Annotated in this window: 20 protein-coding genes; 11 read left to right on the top strand and 9 right to left on the bottom strand. The window is 64.2% G+C overall.

Features of this window, described 5'->3' with window-relative positions; translation table 11 throughout:
* The first annotated feature begins 167 nt into the window (after positions 1-167).
* The 9 genes from tkt (at position 168) to mobA (ending at position 8,302) form a co-directional block, all read left to right on the top strand.
* Entirely contained in the window at positions 168-2,153 is a 1,986-nt protein-coding gene (gene tkt / locus G542_RS0109110) for a transketolase (protein WP_027823942.1), read from the top strand.
* Positions 2,154-2,232: 79 nt separating this feature from the next.
* Entirely contained in the window at positions 2,233-3,246 is a 1,014-nt protein-coding gene (gene gap, locus G542_RS0109115; protein WP_012695537.1) for a type I glyceraldehyde-3-phosphate dehydrogenase, read from the top strand.
* A gap of 75 nt (positions 3,247-3,321) precedes the next feature.
* Positions 3,322-4,494: a phosphoglycerate kinase gene (locus tag G542_RS0109120; protein WP_027823943.1), complete on the top strand. Its 1,173-nt coding sequence runs from the start codon at positions 3,322-3,324 to the stop codon at positions 4,492-4,494.
* A 108-nt stretch (positions 4,495-4,602) separates the two neighbouring features.
* Positions 4,603-5,232, top strand: a complete 630-nt coding sequence (locus G542_RS0109125; RefSeq protein WP_012695535.1) for a LysE family translocator — start codon at positions 4,603-4,605, stop codon at positions 5,230-5,232.
* Positions 5,233-5,293: 61 nt separating this feature from the next.
* Complete coding sequence (gene fba, locus G542_RS0109130; RefSeq protein ID WP_027823944.1) at positions 5,294-6,358, top strand: class II fructose-bisphosphate aldolase; 1,065 nt, start codon at positions 5,294-5,296, stop codon at positions 6,356-6,358.
* Positions 6,359-6,475: 117 nt separating this feature from the next.
* Positions 6,476-6,613: a hypothetical protein gene (locus G542_RS18800; protein WP_012695533.1), complete on the top strand. Its 138-nt coding sequence runs from the start codon at positions 6,476-6,478 to the stop codon at positions 6,611-6,613.
* Positions 6,613-6,864 carry a molybdopterin converting factor subunit 1 gene (gene moaD, locus G542_RS0109140; protein WP_012695532.1) on the top strand — a complete coding sequence of 84 codons (252 nt, stop codon included), beginning with the start codon at positions 6,613-6,615 and terminating at the stop codon, positions 6,862-6,864. Before G542_RS18800 ends, moaD begins: the two co-directional genes overlap by 1 nt.
* A 5-nt stretch (positions 6,865-6,869) precedes the next feature.
* Positions 6,870-7,325 (top strand): molybdopterin synthase catalytic subunit MoaE, encoded by a 456-nt coding sequence (gene moaE / locus G542_RS0109145; protein ID WP_012695531.1) that lies wholly within the window; start codon positions 6,870-6,872, stop codon positions 7,323-7,325.
* 377 nt (positions 7,326-7,702) lie between these two features.
* Complete coding sequence (gene mobA / locus G542_RS0109150) at positions 7,703-8,302, top strand: molybdenum cofactor guanylyltransferase MobA (protein WP_034985398.1); 600 nt, start codon at positions 7,703-7,705, stop codon at positions 8,300-8,302.
* Between the two features lie 108 nt (positions 8,303-8,410).
* On the opposite strand, the gene aroG is transcribed toward mobA, so the two are convergent.
* The 6 genes from aroG to G542_RS0109180 all read right to left on the bottom strand — a co-directional run bounded on the left by aroG (position 8,411) and on the right by G542_RS0109180 (position 12,874).
* Positions 8,411-9,481 carry a 3-deoxy-7-phosphoheptulonate synthase AroG gene (gene aroG / locus G542_RS0109155; protein WP_012695529.1) on the bottom strand — a complete coding sequence of 357 codons (1,071 nt, stop codon included), beginning with the start codon at positions 9,479-9,481 and terminating at the stop codon, positions 8,411-8,413.
* 144 nt (positions 9,482-9,625) lie between these two features.
* Positions 9,626-10,042, bottom strand: coding sequence for an RNA polymerase-binding protein DksA (gene dksA / locus G542_RS0109160; protein ID WP_012695528.1), 417 nt, complete (start codon positions 10,040-10,042; stop codon positions 9,626-9,628).
* Positions 10,043-10,297: 255 nt separating this feature from the next.
* Positions 10,298-10,603 (bottom strand): c-type cytochrome, encoded by a 306-nt coding sequence (locus G542_RS0109165; RefSeq protein WP_012695527.1) that lies wholly within the window; start codon positions 10,601-10,603, stop codon positions 10,298-10,300.
* Positions 10,604-10,751: 148 nt separating this feature from the next.
* A complete protein-coding gene (locus tag G542_RS0109170; protein ID WP_012695526.1) occupies positions 10,752-11,333 on the bottom strand; it encodes a YggT family protein in 582 nt (193 codons plus the stop codon).
* A 5-nt stretch (positions 11,334-11,338) separates the two neighbouring features.
* Positions 11,339-12,145 (bottom strand): pyrroline-5-carboxylate reductase, encoded by an 807-nt coding sequence (gene proC, locus G542_RS0109175; protein WP_027823947.1) that lies wholly within the window; start codon positions 12,143-12,145, stop codon positions 11,339-11,341.
* A 27-nt stretch (positions 12,146-12,172) separates the two neighbouring features.
* Positions 12,173-12,874, bottom strand: a complete 702-nt coding sequence (locus G542_RS0109180) for a YggS family pyridoxal phosphate-dependent enzyme (protein WP_012695524.1) — start codon at positions 12,872-12,874, stop codon at positions 12,173-12,175.
* Positions 12,875-13,015: 141 nt separating this feature from the next.
* Here G542_RS0109180 and G542_RS0109185 point away from each other — a divergent pair, with 141 nt between their 5' ends.
* Both G542_RS0109185 and thpR read left to right on the top strand, forming a co-directional pair.
* Complete coding sequence (locus G542_RS0109185; protein ID WP_027823948.1) at positions 13,016-14,059, top strand: type IV pilus twitching motility protein PilT; 1,044 nt, start codon at positions 13,016-13,018, stop codon at positions 14,057-14,059.
* 184 nt (positions 14,060-14,243) lie between these two features.
* On the top strand, positions 14,244-14,792 hold the full coding sequence (thpR, locus tag G542_RS17515; protein ID WP_051189989.1) for an RNA 2',3'-cyclic phosphodiesterase: 549 nt from the start codon (positions 14,244-14,246) through the stop codon (positions 14,790-14,792).
* A gap of 511 nt (positions 14,793-15,303) precedes the next feature.
* On the opposite strand, the gene G542_RS0109195 is transcribed toward thpR, so the two are convergent.
* From G542_RS0109195 to G542_RS0109205, 3 genes are read right to left on the bottom strand one after another with little or no spacing between them, the layout of a single operon-like run.
* Positions 15,304-16,032, bottom strand: a complete 729-nt coding sequence (locus G542_RS0109195; protein ID WP_012695521.1) for an amino acid ABC transporter ATP-binding protein — start codon at positions 16,030-16,032, stop codon at positions 15,304-15,306.
* Between the two features lie 11 nt (positions 16,033-16,043).
* Entirely contained in the window at positions 16,044-16,691 is a 648-nt protein-coding gene (locus G542_RS0109200) for an amino acid ABC transporter permease (protein WP_227460212.1), read from the bottom strand.
* An 11-nt stretch (positions 16,692-16,702) separates the two neighbouring features.
* Positions 16,703-17,449, bottom strand: coding sequence for an amino acid ABC transporter permease (locus G542_RS0109205; protein ID WP_012695519.1), 747 nt, complete (start codon positions 17,447-17,449; stop codon positions 16,703-16,705).
* Positions 17,450-17,526 lie beyond the last annotated feature (77 nt).

The raw sequence follows: 17,526 nt of genomic DNA on the forward strand, positions 1-17,526 counted from the left end.
TTCTCCTCAACGGACCGCGGATGCTTCATGCGGCAGGCGGTTGCCGCACACAAGCTCCATCGGCGATAATCGAATGATTTTTTGCAGGCTTTGGCGCTCCCGCTGCCCGATCATCGGGCAGGTCCGCGCGGGCCGGCAACCGTCTTTCGCACAGGTTCAGAGGTTTTATGGTCACGCGCACCGAGCTCGCCAATGCCATCCGTGTTCTCAGCATGGATGCCGTGCAACAAGCCAATTCCGGTCATCCGGGCATGCCGATGGGGATGGCGGACATTGCCGTCGCCCTGTGGAAATACCATCTCAAGCATAATCCGTCCAATCCGCAATGGGCCGACCGTGACCGCTTCGTACTGTCCAACGGTCATGGCTCGATGCTGCTCTACAGCCTCCTGCACCTCACCGGCTACGACGTCAGCGCCGACGACCTGAAAAACTTCCGCCAGCTGCACAGCAAGACGCCGGGCCATCCGGAATACGGCTACACCCCGGGCGTGGAAACCACCACCGGTCCGCTGGGGCAGGGCATCACCAACGCCGTGGGCATGGCGCTGGCCGAAAAGATCATGGCCCGCACCTTCAACCGTGACGGCCATACCGTGGTCGACCACCGTACCTGGGTGTTCTTGGGCGACGGCTGCCTGATGGAAGGCATCAGCCACGAAGCCTGCTCGCTGGCCGGTACCTGGGGCCTCAACAAGCTGGTCGCCTTCTGGGACGACAACGGCATCTCGATCGACGGCGACGTCGACGGCTGGTTTACCGACGACACCCCGGCCCGCTTCGAAGCCTACGGCTGGAACGTCATCCGCGCCGTGGACGGCCACAGTGCCGACGCCGTGCTGGCTGCCATCGAAGCCGCCCGCAGCGAAACCCGCCGCCCGACCCTGATCTGCTGCAAGACCACCATCGGCAAGGGTGCCCCGAACAAGGAAGGTGGCCACGACGTGCACGGTGCCCCGCTGGGTGCCGCCGAAATCGCCGCCACCCGCACCAACCTCGGCTGGAGCGCTGCACCGTTCGAGGTACCGACCGACATCCGTGCCGAGTGGGATGCTCGTGCCACCGGCACTGCCGCCGAAACCGAGTGGAACGAGCGCTTTGCCGCCTACCGCGCCGCTTATCCGGAACTCGCCGCCGAATTCGAACGCCGCATGCTGGGCGACCTGCCGGCTGACTGGGACGCGCGCTACGCCGCGGCCATCGACGCCGTCAACGGCAAGGCCGAGACCATAGCCACCCGCAAGGCCTCGCAAAACGCCATCGCCGCCTTTGCCGACATCCTGCCGGAACTCGTCGGCGGCTCCGCCGACCTGACCCCGTCGAACCTGACCAACTGGAAGGGCGCGGTGTCGGTGACCGAACCGGAAGGCACCAGCTACGTCCACTACGGCGTGCGCGAATTCGGCATGGCCGCCATCATGAACGGCATGACCCTGCACGGCGGCATGCGCCCGTTCGGTGCCACCTTCCTGATGTTCAGCGAATACGCCCGCAATGCCCTGCGCATGGCCGCGCTGATGAAGATCAATCCGGTGTTCGTGTTCACCCACGACTCCATCGGTCTGGGTGAAGACGGCCCGACCCACCAGCCGGTCGAACAGATCGCCACCCTGCGCCTGATCCCGAACATGAACACCTGGCGCCCGTGCGACACCGTGGAATCGGTCGTGGCCTGGGGCGAGGCGCTGGCGCGCCGCGACGGCCCGTCAACGCTGATCTTCAGCCGCCAGAACCTGCCGTTTGTCTCCCGCGATGCCGCCCAGATCGACGGCATCAAGAAGGGCGGCTACGTGCTGCGCGACGCGGTCAGCCCGCGTGCCGTGCTGATCGCCACCGGCTCGGAAATCGAACTGGCGCTCAAGGCGCAGGAGGCACTGGCCGCCGAAGGCATTGCCGTGCGCGTGGTGTCGATGCCGTCAACCAACGTGTTCGACCGCCAGGACCGCGCCTACCGCCAGGCCGTGCTGGGCGGTGACCTGCCGCGCGTGGCCATCGAAGCCGGCGTCACCGGCCTGTGGCACAAGTATGTCGGGCTGGACGGTGCCGTGGTCGGCCTCGACCGCTTTGGCGAATCTGCCCCGGCCAAGGTGCTGTTCGACACCTTCGGCTTTACCGTTGCCCACGTCACCGACACTGTGAAGTCGGTGCTGTAACACCCGGCGGGTGGCCCCAGGGCCACCCGCACTGTTTGCTGCTGACAAAAACCATTCAATTACACTGGAGATTTCAGTCATGGCCATTCGCATCGCCATCAACGGTTACGGCCGCATCGGTCGTCAGGCCCTGCGTTCCATCTACGAATACAACCTGCGTGGCGACTTCGAGATCGTTGCCGTCAACGCCTCCGGCGACCTGGCCACCAACGCCCACCTGACCCAGTACGACACCGTGCACGGCCGCTTTGCCGAAAAGGTCGAGCAGGACGGCAAGAACCTGATCGTCGCCGGCGACGTCATCCCGTTCTTCTCCACCCGCAACCCGGCCGAACTGCCGTGGAAGGCCCTGAACGTCGATCTGGTGCTCGAATGCACCGGCGCCTTCACCAGCAAGGAAAAGTGCCAGGCCCACATCGATGCCGGCGCCAAAAAGGTGCTGATCTCGGCTCCGGGCGGTGACGACGTGGACGCCACCGTGGTGTTCGGCGTCAACGACGACGTGCTGCGTGCTGACATGACCGTGGTTTCCAACGCCAGCTGCACCACCAACTGTCTCGCCCCGGTGGCCAAGGCGCTCAACGACGCGCTGGGCATCAAGAAGGGCCTGATGACCACCATCCACGCCTTCACCAACGACCAGGTGCTGACCGACGTGCGTCACAAGGACCTGCGCCGCGCCCGTTCCGCCACCGAAAACATGATCCCGACCAAGACCGGTGCCGCCAAGGCCGTCGGCCTGGTGCTGCCGGAACTGAAGGGCAAGCTCGACGGCTTTGCCGTGCGCGTGCCGACCATCAACGTGTCGCTGGTCGACCTGACCTTCGAAGCCGGCCGTGACACCTCGGTGGACGAAGTCAACGCCATCGTCAAGGAAGCCGCCGAAGGCAAGATGAAGGGCGTGCTGGGCTACAACACCCTGCCGCTGGTGTCGTCCGACTTCAACCACAGCACCGAAGGCTCGACCTTCGACGCCACCCTGACCAAGGTCAGCAACGGCAACATGGTCAAGGTGCTGGCCTGGTACGACAACGAGTGGGGCTTCTGCCAGCAGATGCTGCGCACCGCCAAGGCGATGTTCAACGCCAGGTAAGCCGCACCACTGCCAACCCGCCGCCCGCCCCGCCATCCTGTGCCCGGGCGGGCGGCGCTTTGTAGGAAGTTGACCATGCAATTCAAGAAACTGACCGAACAGTCCCTAGCCGGCAAGCGCGTACTGATCCGCGTCGACATGAACGTGCCGGTGAAAAACGGCGTGATCGGCGACGACACCCGCATTCGCGCCTCGCTGCCGTCCATCCTGCACTGCCTGAAGGCCGGTGCCAGCGTGATCCTGATGACCCACCTCGGCCGCCCCACCGAAGGCGAGCCGAAGCCGGAAGACAGCCTCGCCCCGGTGGCCCGGCGCCTGTCCGAGCTGCTGGCGCAAGAGGTGAAGGTGATCGCCGACTGGCAAGCCGGCATCGACCTCAAGGCCGGTGACGTGGTGATGCTGGAAAACGTGCGCCTGAACAAGGGCGAGAAGAAGAACAACGAAGAACTGGGCCGCGCCTACGCCGGGCTGTGCGACGTGTTCGTCAACGATGCCTTCGGCACCGCGCACCGCGCCGAAGCCTCCACCCATGCCGTGGCGCAGTTCGCCCCGGTGGCGTGTGCCGGCGTGCTGCTGGCGGCCGAGCTGGATGCGCTGGGTCGTGCCCTCGAAGCCCCGGCCCGCCCGCTGGTGGCGATCGTGGCCGGCTCCAAGGTGTCGACCAAGCTGACCATTCTCGAAGCGCTGGCCGACAAGGTCGACCAGCTGATCGTCGGCGGCGGCATCGCCAACACCTTCCTGCTGGCCGAAGGCAAGAACATCGGCAAGTCGCTGGCCGAAGCCGACCTCGTTGGCGAAGCCAAGAAGGTGATCGAGAAGATCCGCGCCCACGGCGGCAACGTGCCGCTGCCGACCGACGTGGTGGTGGCGCCGGAATTCTCGGAAAACGCCGAGGACACGCTGAAGAACGTCGCCGACGTCACCCGTGACGACATGATCCTCGACATCGGCCCGGATTCGGCCAGGGTGCTGGCCGAGATCGTCGCCAAGGCCGGCACGGTGGTGTGGAACGGCCCGGTCGGCGTGTTCGAATTCGAGCAGTTCAGCCACGGCACGCGCACGCTGGCCGAGGCGATTGCCGAATCGAAGGCGTTTTCCATCGCCGGCGGCGGCGACACCCTGTCGGCCATCGCCAAGTTCGGCGTCACCGACAGGATCAGCTACATCTCCACCGGCGGCGGCGCCTTCCTCGAATTCCTCGAGGGCAAGGAACTGCCGGCCGTGGCAATGCTGGCTGCCCGCACCTGACCCCGGGCCACCCCTGTATCAGCAACGCGACAGCGGATGCCGGGGTAGCTGGTGAGCCTGTTGCCAACCGGCCTACACTGGCTTTTTTGATTCTGCGGGAGTGACATCATGGTGCTGGAAACCTGGCTGCTGTATGTCGTCACGGTGTTTTTCGTCTCGGCCACGCCGGGCCCGAACATGCTGCTGGCGCTCAACCACGGCATCCGCTTTGGCGTGCGTCATACCCTGCCGACCATCTTCGGCCTGTTGACGGCTCTCGGCCTGATCATGACCGGCTCGGCACTCGGCCTCGGTGCCCTGCTGGCCACGTCGGAACTGGCATTCTCGGTAGTGAAGTACGCCGGGGCAGGCTACCTGATCTGGCTCGGCATCAAGACCTGGCGCGCCACTCCTGCACCGCTGGATACCGGCAGCCATGGCGCGGCTCCGCAGGGTTCGCCGTGGCGCCGCTTCGCCACCGGCTTTCTGGTGGCGATGAGCAATCCCAAGGCGTTCCTGTTTTTTGCCGCGCTGTTCCCGCAGTTCATGAATGCCGGCCTGCCACAGGGGCCGCAACTGGCGATCCTGGCGGCCACGTTCTACGTCATCGAGTCGTCGTGGCAGTTTGCCTACGCCAGCGGCGGCGCACGCCTGCGCCACTGGCTTTCCAGCCCGCTGCGGCTCAAGTGGATCAACCGCGCCTCGGGCGGGGCATTCGGCCTCGCCGGGGTGGCGCTGACCAGCATTACCCGTCACTAACAACCGTTTTCCGTGTCCGGCCTCCTGCCGGGCACCTGATGTTTCCAGGAGAAAAATCAAGATGGCACTCGTCTCCATGCGCCAGCTGCTCGACCATGCAGCTGAATTCAGCTACGGCCTGCCGGCCTTCAACGTCAACAACCTCGAACAGATGCGCGCCATCATGGAAGCGGCCGACAAGTGCGACGCGCCGGTGATCGTGCAGGCGTCCGCCGGTGCCCGCAAATACGCCGGCGCACCGTTCCTGCGCCACATGATCCTGGCGGCGGCGGAGGAATTCCCGCACATTCCGGTAGTGATGCACCAGGACCACGGCACCAGCCCGGACGTGTGCCAGCGCTCGATCCAGCTCGGCTTCAGCTCGGTGATGATGGACGGCAGCCTCAAGAGTGACGGCAAGACACCGGCCGACTACGACTACAACGTCGACGTCACCCGTACCGTGGTCAACTTCGCCCACGCCTGCGGCGTGTCGGTGGAAGGCGAAATCGGCTGCCTCGGCAGCCTGGAAACCGGCAAGGCCGGTGAGGAAGACGGCGTGGGCGCCGAGGGCGTGCTCGACCACAGCCAGCTCCTGACCGACCCGGAAGAAGCTGCCCGCTTCGTCAAGGACACCGGCGTGGACGCACTGGCCATCGCCATCGGCACCAGCCACGGCGCCTACAAGTTCACCAAGAAGCCCACCGGTGACGTGCTGCGCATCGACCGCATCAAGGAAATCCACGCCCGCATCCCCAACACCCACCTGGTGATGCACGGCAGCTCCAGCGTGCCGCAGGAATGGCTGAAGGTGATCAACGAGTTCGGCGGCGAAATCCCGGAAACCTACGGGGTGCCGGTGGAAGAAATCGTCGAGGGCATCAGGCATGGCGTGCGCAAGGTCAACATCGACACCGACCTGCGTCTGGCCAGCACCGGTGCAGTGCGCCGCTTCCTGGCGCAGCATCCGGCAGAGTTCGACCCGCGCAAGTTCCTCAAGGCCTCGACCGACGCCATGCGCGACATCTGCATCGCCCGTTACGAAGCGTTCGGCGCCTGCGGCCAGGCCAGCAAGATCAAGGCTGTCAGCCTGGATGCCATGGCCGCCAGCTACGCCAAGGGTGCCCTGACCCAGATCATCAAGTAACCGACCGACCACAAGCCGGAACGCCGCCCCGCCAGGGCGGCGTTTTCCATGTCCGCCGACCGACGGATGGTGTCCGCCGGACGCACGCGCGACAATGCCTTTCATGGAGTCTTGCCCATGCTGGACTTGCTGAGCTGGGACGAATGGATCTTCGTCCTGATTCTTGCCATCGTGCCGCTGGCCGGCGCCGTGTTTCACCTGTGGGTGATGCTGCACGGCCATGGCAAGCCACGTTCTGACCGGGATAGTGCCTGATGCAGCTGAACCTTCTTTATTTTGCCCGCCTGCGCGACGAGTTCGGCATGGCGACCGAAACACTGGATTTTTCCGGTCAGACCGTCAGTGACCTGGTACAGGAACTGGGCTGCCGGGGTGATGTCTGGCAGGCGGCACTGGGAGGCAGCCGGCCGTTCCGGGTGGCCGTCAACCAGACCCTGGCCCGGCCGGAAACCGTTCTGGCAGACGGAGACGAGGTAGCACTGTTTCCGCCGGTCACCGGAGGCTGACGGCCATGATCATCACGGTACGGGTAGGCCCGGATGATTTTGATGCCGGAGCCGAACAGCAAAGGCTGCACGCACCGGGCGTGGGTGCTGTCGCCAGCTTTACCGGTCTGGTGCGGGATTTTGGTGACAGCGCGAACGTGGTGGCGCTGGAGCTGGAACATTATCCCGGCATGACCGAAAAATCCCTGCACGCCATCATCGCCGAAGCCGGACAACGCTGGCCGCTGGCCGCCGTGACGGTGATCCACCGGACCGGACGCATGATGCTGGGTGACAACATCGTGCTGGTGGCCGTGGCATCCGCCCACCGGGCTGCGGCATTCGCTGCCTGCGAATTCATCATGGACTGGCTGAAAACCGGTGCACCGTTCTGGAAACGGGAAATCCGGGCCGACGGACAGGCACACTGGGTGGATGCCAAAGCCAGTGACGACGCGGCAACGGCACGCTGGCTGGCATAGCAACGCACAAGTCATCCACAAATTTATCCACAGGCAGGTCGTCACCATGGTTTCCCGTGAAACATGCCATCTCGGCGAAAACCCCAGGTGACGACGGCATTTGTCAACAGTTTTATCCACAGCAACCGGCGAATGGTTTCCCGTGAAACCTTAACCCGGACCATCACGAAAGCCACGGCTACCCGTCATCAGCGACCGGAACCGGCTGGCCGCTTAAGCCTTGCCACAGTTCTCCCAATAGTTATCCACGAAGTTATCCACTAGCGACCGGCCTGGCTCCACTACCAGCAGCACACCTCAGACTGGCCGAAGTGCACCGGCACTGGCAAACTTGTCCACGTTTTATCCACAACACGCTCAGTGTTTCACGGGAAACCATGGTGCCTTGTTATACCGCTTTGATTCTGGCCGGAGGACAAGCCTTGCGCATGGGCGGGCAGGACAAGGGCTGGATCGAGCTGGCCGGCCAGCCACTGATCAGGCGGACACTGGCAAGCCTGCAACAGCAAAGCCTGCCACCCGGCCAGTACGTCATCAGTGCCAACCGCCGGCTGGCTGACTATGCGGCGCTGGGACATCCGGTGCAGCCGGATACCCTGCCGGACTTTCCCGGGCCGCTGGCCGGCCTGCTGGCGGCCATGCAGCAGCCGGCATGTGCAGAGACGACCGCCATCCTGATGCTGCCTGTGGACATCATCAGCCTGCCGGAGGATTTTGCAGCCCGCATGTTGTCCGCGCTGGGTTTGTCCACAGACGTGGCCATGGCCTGTGATCCTGACCGCTGGCATCCGGCCCTGCTGGCCCTGCGACCAACCGCCACTCACGGATTAGCTGCTTATCTGGCGGCAGGTGGCCGCAGCATCCGCGGCTGGCTGGATACGCTGCGCGTCACCCGCGTCCATTTCAGCGGATGTTTTCCCAACCTCAACACTCCGCAAGCCCTGGCCGCCTGGCAGGAGCCAACAGCCGGTAGCTGAGGCTGCATCGAAGTTATCCCGGAGTTATCCACAAGCAGGCCAGACCGGACAGCCAAACAAAAACCGGCCCGAATGGGCCGGTTGGCATCCACAGCACGGAATCTCTGCTCAGGCAGCGGAGCCTTTTTGCTGCCGGCGGGTCAGCACGGCGGCAGACAGTGTCGCCAGCAGGCGTTCGGTGTCGTCCCAGCCAATGCAGGCGTCGGTAATGCTCTGCCCATAGCAGGGCTCGCAGCCCGGCTTGAGATCCTGCCGGCCTTCGACCAGATGCGACTCCACCATCACGCCGAAAATGTGCTCGTCGCCACCGGCAATCTGGCCGGCCACGTCTTCGCAGACCTCCATCTGGCGCCGGTAATCCTTGCGGCTATTGGCATGGCTGAAGTCCACCATCACCTTTTGTCCCAGCCCGAGCGCGCCCAGCTCGGCGGCGGCGGCCTTGACGTGTTCGGCCGAATAGTTGGGTTCCTTGCCGCCCCGCAGGATGACATGACAGTCCGGGTTACCACCGGTCACGACGATGGCCGAATGGCCGGTTTTGGTCACGGACAGGAAATGGTGCGGCACACCAGCGGCCCGGATGGCGTCAATCGCGATGCGCAGGTTGCCGTCGGTACCATTCTTGAAGCCCACCGGGCACGACAGGCCGGAAGCCAGCTCGCGGTGTACCTGCGACTCGGTCGTCCGGGCACCGATTGCTCCCCAGCTGATCAGGTCGGCGTAGTACTGCGGCGTGATCATGTCGAGGAATTCGGTTGCGGCCGGCATGCCGCGGTCGTTCAGTTCGGACAGCAGACGGCGGGCCACGCGCAGGCCCTTGTTGATGTTGTAGGTTTCGTTCAGGTCAGGGTCGTTGATCAGCCCCTTCCAGCCCACGGTCGTGCGTGGTTTTTCGAAATAGACACGCATGACGATCACGAGCGAATCCTGATACTTCTGCCGCATCGGCAACAGACGGTCAGCGTATTCGAGGGCCGCCTTGGTATCGTGGATCGAACAGGGACCCACCACGACCAGCAGACGGTCATCCTTGCCATGCAGCAGGTCGGCAATTTCGTGCCGGGTACCGTAGATCAGTTCGGCTGCCGGCGGCGAACTCGGCAGTTCGTACAGGTGGGCAATCGGGGGCAGGAGTTCGGTAATCTCCCGGATTCGGACGTCATCGGTTTGGCGGTGCATGGCAGGGCGTGTCTGACAGTTTAGCGAGGGGTCCAATCTAGCCCGAATGCCCGGTCGATGCAAACGTCAGCCTGGTTGCAGCGGTCATAAAACGCCAACGCCGCCCGGGAGGGCGGCGTCACAAGGCACAAAATGCCGTGAAACTCAGTCGGCGAACTGTTTTTTCAGCCGTTCGCGGCGTTCCTGCGCTTCCACCGACAGGGAGGCAGTCGGCCGAGCCAGCAGGCGCTTGAGGCCGATGGGCTCGCCGGTATCTTCACAGAAACCGTATGAACCGTCCTCGATCTTGCGCAGGGTGGACTGGATCTTGAGCAGCAGCTTGCGCTCGCGGTCGCGCGTACGCAGCTCAAGCGCGTATTCCTCTTCCAGCGTGGCACGGTCAGCCGGATCCGGCGTGGCTTCCTGCTCTTGCAGGTGATTGGTCGTCGCGTCGGCATTGTTGAGCAGTTCCTGCTGCATTTGCAGCAGACGCTCACGGAAAAACTCAAGCTGGTCGGCGTTCATGTAGTCGCTCTCGTCGCCGTTCCAGTTGAGAATGTCCTGTTCGGTCAGCTTGGCCATGGTGATATCCCGGCGAGATGGAAAAACGGCGGGCAGATTACCGGTACGGGCCGGTTTCAGCAACCGCGACAGGCAAGGAATTGCAGGAAGGCCGGCAAATCACTCGACTGGCGGACGCCGGACCCGTGGCAGGCACGCTCCACTATTGCTGTCATCGCCTGTGTATAGTCAGCACTGCCCGATGCAGCAAGGGCTGTGCCGTGGTTGGCAAACCGGGGCGCGTACGCCCCGGACCAGCGGTCATCCCGGGCAGGATTACTTCTGGGACATCACCCACTTCACCAGCGTCTTGGCATCGGCTTCGCTGATGTTGTTGGCCGGCATCGGCACCGGACCCCAGACGCCGGCACCACCCTTCATGACCTTCTGCACCAGCATGGCTTCGGCCTTGGGGTCGTTCTTGTACTTGGCTGCCACGTCCTTGTAGGCCGGGCCGACGATCTTCTTGTCGACGGCGTGGCAGGACATACAGTTCTTCTGCTGCGCCAGTTGCTGGTTGGCAAAGGCCGGGGCCGTTGCCAGCAGGGCCAGGGCAGACAGCGCGATCGCGTACTTGTTCATGATGTGGTTCTCCAAATGTCTTTGTTCAGGACGGGTTATTCCCGGGGCATAATAATAACGACAATTCCCCCGGACAGACCTTGATAAAACACCAATTCCGCGCACAAGCCCTGCATCAGGCCAGCCTGCGCGCGGAACAGGACGGGGGTTACATGCCGAACCGCAACTGGCCCAGCAGGAGCTGCTCGACCAGCGCCAGCGGCAGCATCAGCACTACCTGCAACAGGATCAGCAACACCAGCGGTGACAGGTCGACATTGGCGACCACCAGCCGGCGGAACGGCCGCAAAAACGGCCGGGTCAGCAATTCCAGCAAAGGCGTGACCGGGTTGTACGGATTTACCCACGACATGATGGCCTGCACGATCAGGGCACCCATCAGCAGGTATACCGACGCCCGGAACACGGCCAGCACCGCCAGGAACACCATCACCAGCCAGTTTTGCGGGCTGCCGAGCCCGTAGGGCAGGGGAGAGAGCAACAACATCACCACCACCGTCAGCAGGGCTGTCAGCCACGCCAAGCCCAGACTGGCGGTGTCGTAGCCACGCCACGGGCGCAGCAGCTTGCGGGCCGGCAGCACGGCAAAGTCCGTGACCCGCTTGATGAACACCACCAAGGGATGGCGCACCGAAGCACCGGCAATCTGCAGGTAAAACCGCAGCAGCAATACCAGGATGAACAGGTCGGTCAGGGTCTTGACCAGGAACCGCAGGGTATCGATCAGCATGGGCATCAGCTCCGGCTGAATTCTTCGGACATTTCCACGGCACGGGCACGGCAGGCCAGCGCACCGCGCACGATGGCCTCGGCCACGCCATCGGCCTCAAAGCTGGCGATGGCGCGTTCCGTCGTGCCGCCCTTGCTCATCACCTTGCGCTTGAGGTCACCGGCCGGCTCGCCACTCTGGCGCAACAGCTCGATGGCACCTTCAAAGGTGGCCAGCGCCAGTTCACGGGCGGTAGCCTCGTCAAACCCGAGCTGGCGGCCAGTGGCCTCCAGTGCCTCGACAAAATGGAACACGTAGGCCGGCCCGCTGCCGGAAATAGCGATGACGTCATCAATGCCGGCCTCGGTGGCCACCCAGCGTGTCTGGCCCACGGCCTGCAGGATGGCTTCGGCGGCCTGCCGGTCGCTTTCGCTGACAGCCGGTGCGGCGTACAGGCCGGACATGCCCTTTCCGATCATGGCCGGCGTATTGGGCATGACGCGCACGATGCGCTCGCTGCCACCCAGCCAGCGCGACAGCGTGGCCACGTCCACACCGGCAGCGATCGACACCACCAGCGCGCCCTGCAACCGGGGCGCCAGCGTGGCGCATACGGCCTTGAGCTGCTGCGGCTTGACCGCCAGCACCACGATGCAGTCAGCAGACCATGCAGCCGGCGGCTCTTCCAGCGGCGTCACGCCAAAGCGCTCGGCCAGCATGGCCCGCTTGTCGGCACCGGGCTCCACCACCCGGATATGCGTGTCAGGCAGCCGGCACAGGCCGCCGATGATGGCGGTTGCCATGTTGCCGCCGCCGATAAAGGTGATATCCATCACAAACCTATCCTCCTCAGTTCAGAATCAGGCGACCGGATAATGCCGGGCGCCGAAAATTGCCGTTCCCACCCGCACGCAGGTCGAACCGTGTGCAATGGCACTTTCCAGATCAGCCGACATGCCCATCGACAGGGTATCCAGCATCAGCCCGTCAGCCTCGAGCCTGGCATGCATCTGTTGCAGGCCGGCAAACTGGCGGGCCAGCTCTTCAGCCGGTGCCGCCGGGTCCGGAATGCACATCAGCCCGCGCAGCACCAGTCGCGGCAGCCTGGCCACGGCCCGGGCCAGCGCCGGCGCCTCGGCCGGCGTGCAACCGCTCTTGCTGGCTTCACCCGACACATTCACCTGCACGCAGACCTGCAAGGGCGGCAGATGATCCGGACGCTGGGCCGACAGACGCTCGGCAATCTTCAATCGTTCGACCGAATGGACCCAGTGCGCGGTTTCTGCCACAGACCGCGTCTTGTTGCTTTGCAGCGGCCCGATGAAGTGCCACTCCAGCCCTGGCAGATCCGCCAGCGCCGCAGCCTTGCCGGCCAGCTCCTGCACATAGTTTTCACCAAAGGCACGCTGGCCGCAGGCATAAGCCTCGCGTACGGCTTCGGCCGGAAAAGTCTTGCTGACCGCCAGCAAACGCACACTGCCGGACGGACGGGCGGCAGCCGTTTCGGCGGCCCGGATCCGGCTGGTCACGCTTGCCAGCGCATCCTGAATGGACAATGTCATAATCTGGGATCGGAATGGGATGCGAACACTACGCTACGGTATCACGCCCGTTGGCGCCGGGACATGCCGGCACCCGTCCGCTGCCCGTTTGCTTCCTGTCGTCCCCATACCACCGCTGCCCCAGCGATGCCGGAGCCTTGCATGGATATTGCCGAACTGCTCGCCTTTACCGTCCACCAGCAGGCATCCGACCTGCACCTGTCGGCCGGGCTGCCGCCGATGATCCGCGTGCATGGTGACATGCGCCGCATCAACCTGCCCCCGCTGTCGCACGATGACGTGCAGGACATGGTGTACCCCATCCTGAGCGCGCCGCAGCGCAGCCATTACGAGCAGCAGCTGGAGCTGGACCTGTCGTTCGAGCTGCCCGGCTTGGCGCGCTTCCGGGTCAACCTGTTCGTGCAGAGCCGGGGCGCCGGCGCCGTGTTCCGCACCATTCCCGACCGGATTCCCACGCTGGCATCACTGGGCGCACCGGCCATCCTCGACGAACTGGTCGCCAGCCCCCGCGGGCTGGTGCTGGTGACCGGTCCGACCGGCTCGGGCAAAAGCACCACGCTGGCGGCCATGCTCGACGCCGTCAACGAGCGGCAGGCCGCCCACATCCTGACCATCGAAGACCCGATCGAATTCGTCCATACCAGCCGCCGCAGCCTCATCAACCAGCGCGAAGTCGGCCCGCATACCCGCAGTTTTGCCCACGCCCTGCGCAGCGCCCTGCGCGAAGACCCGGACGTGATCCTGATCGGCGAACTGCGCGACCTCGACACCATCCGGCTGGCGCTGACCGCTGCCGAAACCGGCCACCTGGTATTCGGCACTCTGCATACCAGCTCGGCCACCAAAACCGTCGACCGCATCGTCGACGTGTTCCCCGGCGACGAAAAGGACATGGTGCGCGCCATGCTGTCAGAAAGCCTGCGCGCCGTGGTGTCGCAAACCCTGCTCAAGCGCCGCGACGGACAGGGCCGGCTGGCCGCCTATGAAATCATGCTGGGTACGCCGGCCATCCGTAACCTGATCCGCGAAAACAAGATTGCCCAGATGTATTCGGTCATGCAGACCAGCCAGCAGGCCGGCATGCAGACGCTCGACCAGGCATTGCAGGCGCTGGTGGGCGCTGGCCTGGTCAGCGCCGACGAGGCCCGGATGCGCGCGGTCGACAAGGATGCACTGGCTGCCTGACGGCAGCAGGCCGGGGCAGCCCCGGCCATCGCGCTGGATCTGAACCCTTCACCCGTCTACCGAACCAAGTACCAGCCCTTTTGCAAACAAACAGGGCAGGACGCGACCGGCTTGCCTGCGCGCCGGCCTGACGGCACCCTGCCCCTGTTACCACTCCGCCCGGGTCTTGCCCGCGCCGTTCCCGATGCTTCCCAATCATCCCCTGCGCCTGTTTTTCGCGGTCCCCCTACCGGCAGGACTGGCTTCCTGCGTGGAATCCATCGCGAAGCCACTGTCCCGCACCACGGGCGGACGCTGCACACCAGCCGGCCAGTACCACCTGACCCTGGCTTTCCTGGGCCAAATCGCAGCCGGACGCCGGACCGAACTGATGACGCTGGCCGCTGGCCTTGACTGGCCCGCCGTCTGCCTGGAGCTGGACCAGACCGGCAGCTTTGGCAAGGACGCCGGCTGGCTTGCTCCCTCGCAGGTACCCGAACCGCTGGTGGCAGCTGTCCAGTGCCTGCACCGGCAGCTGCGCCTTGCCGGGTTTCACGTGGAACGACGGCGCTGGCGACCGCACCTGACTATCCTGCGCCGCCTGCAGATACCACTGCTCCCCGCCGTACTGGAGCCGCCACTGCCCTGGCCTCTGGAGCGCCTGCAACTGCTGTCATCGCGCCTGACTCCCCGCGGCCCGCGTTACACGCTGGAAGGCGAGTTGCACTGGCCACACCACGGCTCCCTGAGCTGAATGCCCCCTGCCGGAGACACGCCACGGGGACAAAGCCGGTCAATGAAGCCCACCAACCCGGGCAAATCTGCCATCCGGTGATACGGCTGCGGCAACCGGCCGGATTCCTGCCACACCAGGGCGCCGCAAACTTTCGCCGCAAGGAACACTTGCGTCCCCTGTTCCGGATCAGCCATGAGAAAGGCGGAATATCGCCGGCCTCACCAGGCCGGCACACCGTCCACATCGCCTCCGGTCCGCGGATGCCGGTACGGACACGGGCAGTAGCCGAGCAGCCTGTAATCCCGTGACCGGTCACGCCAGAAACCGTCACGAACCACTCCCGGACTGCGTCCGACATATCCTTGCCGGCAGACCATGCAGCCGTGAGACCCCATGACTGCCGCGCACGATGCAGGCCGCCAGCAGCTGCAAAGCCCGCCAATTGCCCCATGTGCATTTTCACGCAGGCACAAAAAAGCGGCGGAACACTCCGCCGCTTGTGTCGTCTGGCCGGACCGGCCCGTGGCCGTCAGTGCGCCAGGATCTTCGACAGGAACTGCTGGGCACGCTCGCCACGCGGGCTGCCGAAGAATTCATCCTTGGTGCAGTCCTCGACGATATGGCCGCGGTCCATGAAGATCACCCGGTCAGACACCCGGCGGGCAAAGCCCATTTCGTGCGTCACGCACATCATGGTCATGCCTTCCTTGGCCAGCTCGGTCATCACGTCCAGTACTTCGTTGACCATTTCCGGATCCAGCGCCGAAGTCGGTTCGTCGAACAGCATGGCGATCGGGTCCATGGCCAGTGCGCGGGCGATGGCAACGCGCTGCTGCTGGCCGCCGGACATCTGCCCCGGAAACTTGTGGGCGTGTGCCTTGAGGCCGACGCGGTCCAGGAGCTTCATGGCCTTGTCCATGGCTTCGTCCTTGCCGCGGCCGAGCACCTTCTGCTGGGCCAGCGCCAGGTTGGCGGTAATCGACAGGTGCGGGAACAGTTCGAAGTGCTGGAACACCATGCCGACGCGGGCCCGCAGCTTGGGCAGGTTGGTTTTCGGATTGCCGACCGAAATGCCGTCAACGATGATCTCGCCCTTCTGGAAGGGTTCGAGGGCATTGACGCACTTGATCAGCGTGGACTTGCCGGAGCCGGACGGGCCGCAGACCACGACCACTTCACCCTTGTTGACCCGGGTGGTGCAGTCGGTCAGCACCTGGAAGTCACCGTACCATTTGGAAACGTTCTTGAATTCGATCATGGTTTACATCCTCAGCGCACGATGGCGATCCGGGTGTGCAGGCGCTTGACGAGCCGCGACAGGGTGAAGCTGATAACAAAGTAGATGACCGCCACGGCCACGTACATTTCGACCAGGGTGTTGTCACGGTTGGCCACCTTGCTGGCGGCTCCGAGCAGGTCGGTGGCACCGACCACATACACCAGAGAGGTATCCTGGAACAGGATGATGATCTGCGTCAGCAGGAGCGGTACCACGTTGCGGAACGCCTGCGGCAGGATCACGTACCGCATGTTCTGCCCGTAGGTGAAACCCATGGCCTGGCCGGCAAACACCTGCCCGCGCGGAATCGACTGGATGCCGGCACGGATGATTTCGCAGAAGTAGGCGGCCTCGAAGATGGCGAAGGTGATGTAGGCGGACTTCTCGGCTCCGACGTCGATACCCATCACCAGCGGCACGAGGATGTAGAACCAGAAGATCACCAGCAGCAACGGCACCGAGCGGAACAGGTTGACGTAGGTCGAGGCGGCCAGGTTGAGCGGCTTGATCGATGACAGGCGGGCCATGGCCAGCAGGGTGCCGAAAAAGATGCCGATGGCGGTGGCAAACAGGGTGAGCTGCAACGAGTATTGCAGGCCCTTCATCAGGAAGTCGAAGGAACCGGTGACGGCGGACATGTCGAACTGCATCATTTGCCTCCCCCGATATAGCCCGGTACCTGCACTTTTTTCTCCACCAGCGCCATGATGCGGTTCACGCTGAACGCCACGATCAGGTACAGCAGGCTGGTATAGGTCATCACTTCAATCGGGTTGGCCGGCGCATATTCGCCGGTCATCTGCCGCATCTGGAAAGTGAGTTCGGTCAGGCCGATTGCCAGCGCCACGGCCGAGTTCTTGAAGATGTTCATGAATTCGCTGGTCAGCGGCGGCACGATGATGCGGAACGCCATGGGCAGCATCACGTAGCGGTAGGTCTGTCCCAGCGTCAGGCCGAGGGCCAGACCGGCGTTCTTCTGTCCGCGCGACAGGGTCAGGATGCCGGTACGCACCTGCTCGGCCACCCGGGCCGAGGTGTAAAAGCCCAGCGCGATCACTGCGGTGGAAAACTCCGGCAACGGCATGCTTTGCTTGACCCAGTTGCTGGCGGTCTCCGGCAGGAATTCGGGAAACACGAAAAACCACAGGAACATCTGCACGATCAGCGGCACGTTGCGGAACAGTTCCACGTACGCCGTCGTCAGGCCGGACACGGCCTTGTTGGGCACGGTGCGGCCGACGCCGACCAGCGTGCCGATGACTAGGGCGATGATCCAGGCGCACAGGGCGGTTGCAATGGTCCAGCCCAGGCCCGAGAGCAGCCACTGATAATAGAATTCTTCGGTGTCCGGCACGCCTTGCAGAATGACGCCCCAGTTCCACTGGTATTGGTTCATACCTCATTACTCCAGCATATCCGGCGGGTGTGCGTCACCCGCCGGGCCGCTTGCGGCGCCCATCGGCGCCGGGCGGT

It is taken from the genome of Laribacter hongkongensis DSM 14985 (assembly GCF_000423285.1).
Classification (GTDB): domain Bacteria; phylum Pseudomonadota; class Gammaproteobacteria; order Burkholderiales; family Aquaspirillaceae; genus Laribacter; species Laribacter hongkongensis.

Bases quoted from the DNA above. Each gene is read 5' to 3' on its own strand.
- gap (WP_012695537.1), top strand. From the start codon at position 2,233: ATGGCCATTCGCATCGCCATCAACGGTTACGGCCGCATCGGTCGTCAG.
- moaE (WP_012695531.1), top strand. From the start codon at position 6,870: ATGATCATCACGGTACGGGTAGGCCCGGATGATTTTGATGCCGGAGCC.
- G542_RS0109185 (WP_027823948.1), top strand. From the start codon at position 13,016: ATGGATATTGCCGAACTGCTCGCCTTTACCGTCCACCAGCAGGCATCC.
- G542_RS0109205 (WP_012695519.1), bottom strand. From the start codon at position 17,449: ATGAACCAATACCAGTGGAACTGGGGCGTCATTCTGCAAGGCGTGCCG.
- G542_RS0109165 (WP_012695527.1), bottom strand. From the start codon at position 10,603: ATGAACAAGTACGCGATCGCGCTGTCTGCCCTGGCCCTGCTGGCAACG.
- thpR (WP_051189989.1), top strand. From the start codon at position 14,244: ATGCTTCCCAATCATCCCCTGCGCCTGTTTTTCGCGGTCCCCCTACCG.
- G542_RS0109120 (WP_027823943.1), top strand. From the start codon at position 3,322: ATGCAATTCAAGAAACTGACCGAACAGTCCCTAGCCGGCAAGCGCGTA.
- G542_RS0109195 (WP_012695521.1), bottom strand. From the start codon at position 16,032: ATGATCGAATTCAAGAACGTTTCCAAATGGTACGGTGACTTCCAGGTG.
- G542_RS0109180 (WP_012695524.1), bottom strand. From the start codon at position 12,874: ATGACATTGTCCATTCAGGATGCGCTGGCAAGCGTGACCAGCCGGATC.
- moaD (WP_012695532.1), top strand. From the start codon at position 6,613: ATGCAGCTGAACCTTCTTTATTTTGCCCGCCTGCGCGACGAGTTCGGC.
- proC (WP_027823947.1), bottom strand. From the start codon at position 12,145: ATGGATATCACCTTTATCGGCGGCGGCAACATGGCAACCGCCATCATC.
- aroG (WP_012695529.1), bottom strand. From the start codon at position 9,481: ATGCACCGCCAAACCGATGACGTCCGAATCCGGGAGATTACCGAACTC.
- dksA (WP_012695528.1), bottom strand. From the start codon at position 10,042: ATGGCCAAGCTGACCGAACAGGACATTCTCAACTGGAACGGCGACGAG.
- fba (WP_027823944.1), top strand. From the start codon at position 5,294: ATGGCACTCGTCTCCATGCGCCAGCTGCTCGACCATGCAGCTGAATTC.
- G542_RS18800 (WP_012695533.1), top strand. From the start codon at position 6,476: ATGCTGGACTTGCTGAGCTGGGACGAATGGATCTTCGTCCTGATTCTT.
- mobA (WP_034985398.1), top strand. From the start codon at position 7,703: ATGGTGCCTTGTTATACCGCTTTGATTCTGGCCGGAGGACAAGCCTTG.
- G542_RS0109170 (WP_012695526.1), bottom strand. From the start codon at position 11,333: ATGCTGATCGATACCCTGCGGTTCCTGGTCAAGACCCTGACCGACCTG.
- tkt (WP_027823942.1), top strand. From the start codon at position 168: ATGGTCACGCGCACCGAGCTCGCCAATGCCATCCGTGTTCTCAGCATG.
- G542_RS0109200 (WP_227460212.1), bottom strand. From the start codon at position 16,691: ATGTCCGCCGTCACCGGTTCCTTCGACTTCCTGATGAAGGGCCTGCAA.
- G542_RS0109125 (WP_012695535.1), top strand. From the start codon at position 4,603: ATGGTGCTGGAAACCTGGCTGCTGTATGTCGTCACGGTGTTTTTCGTC.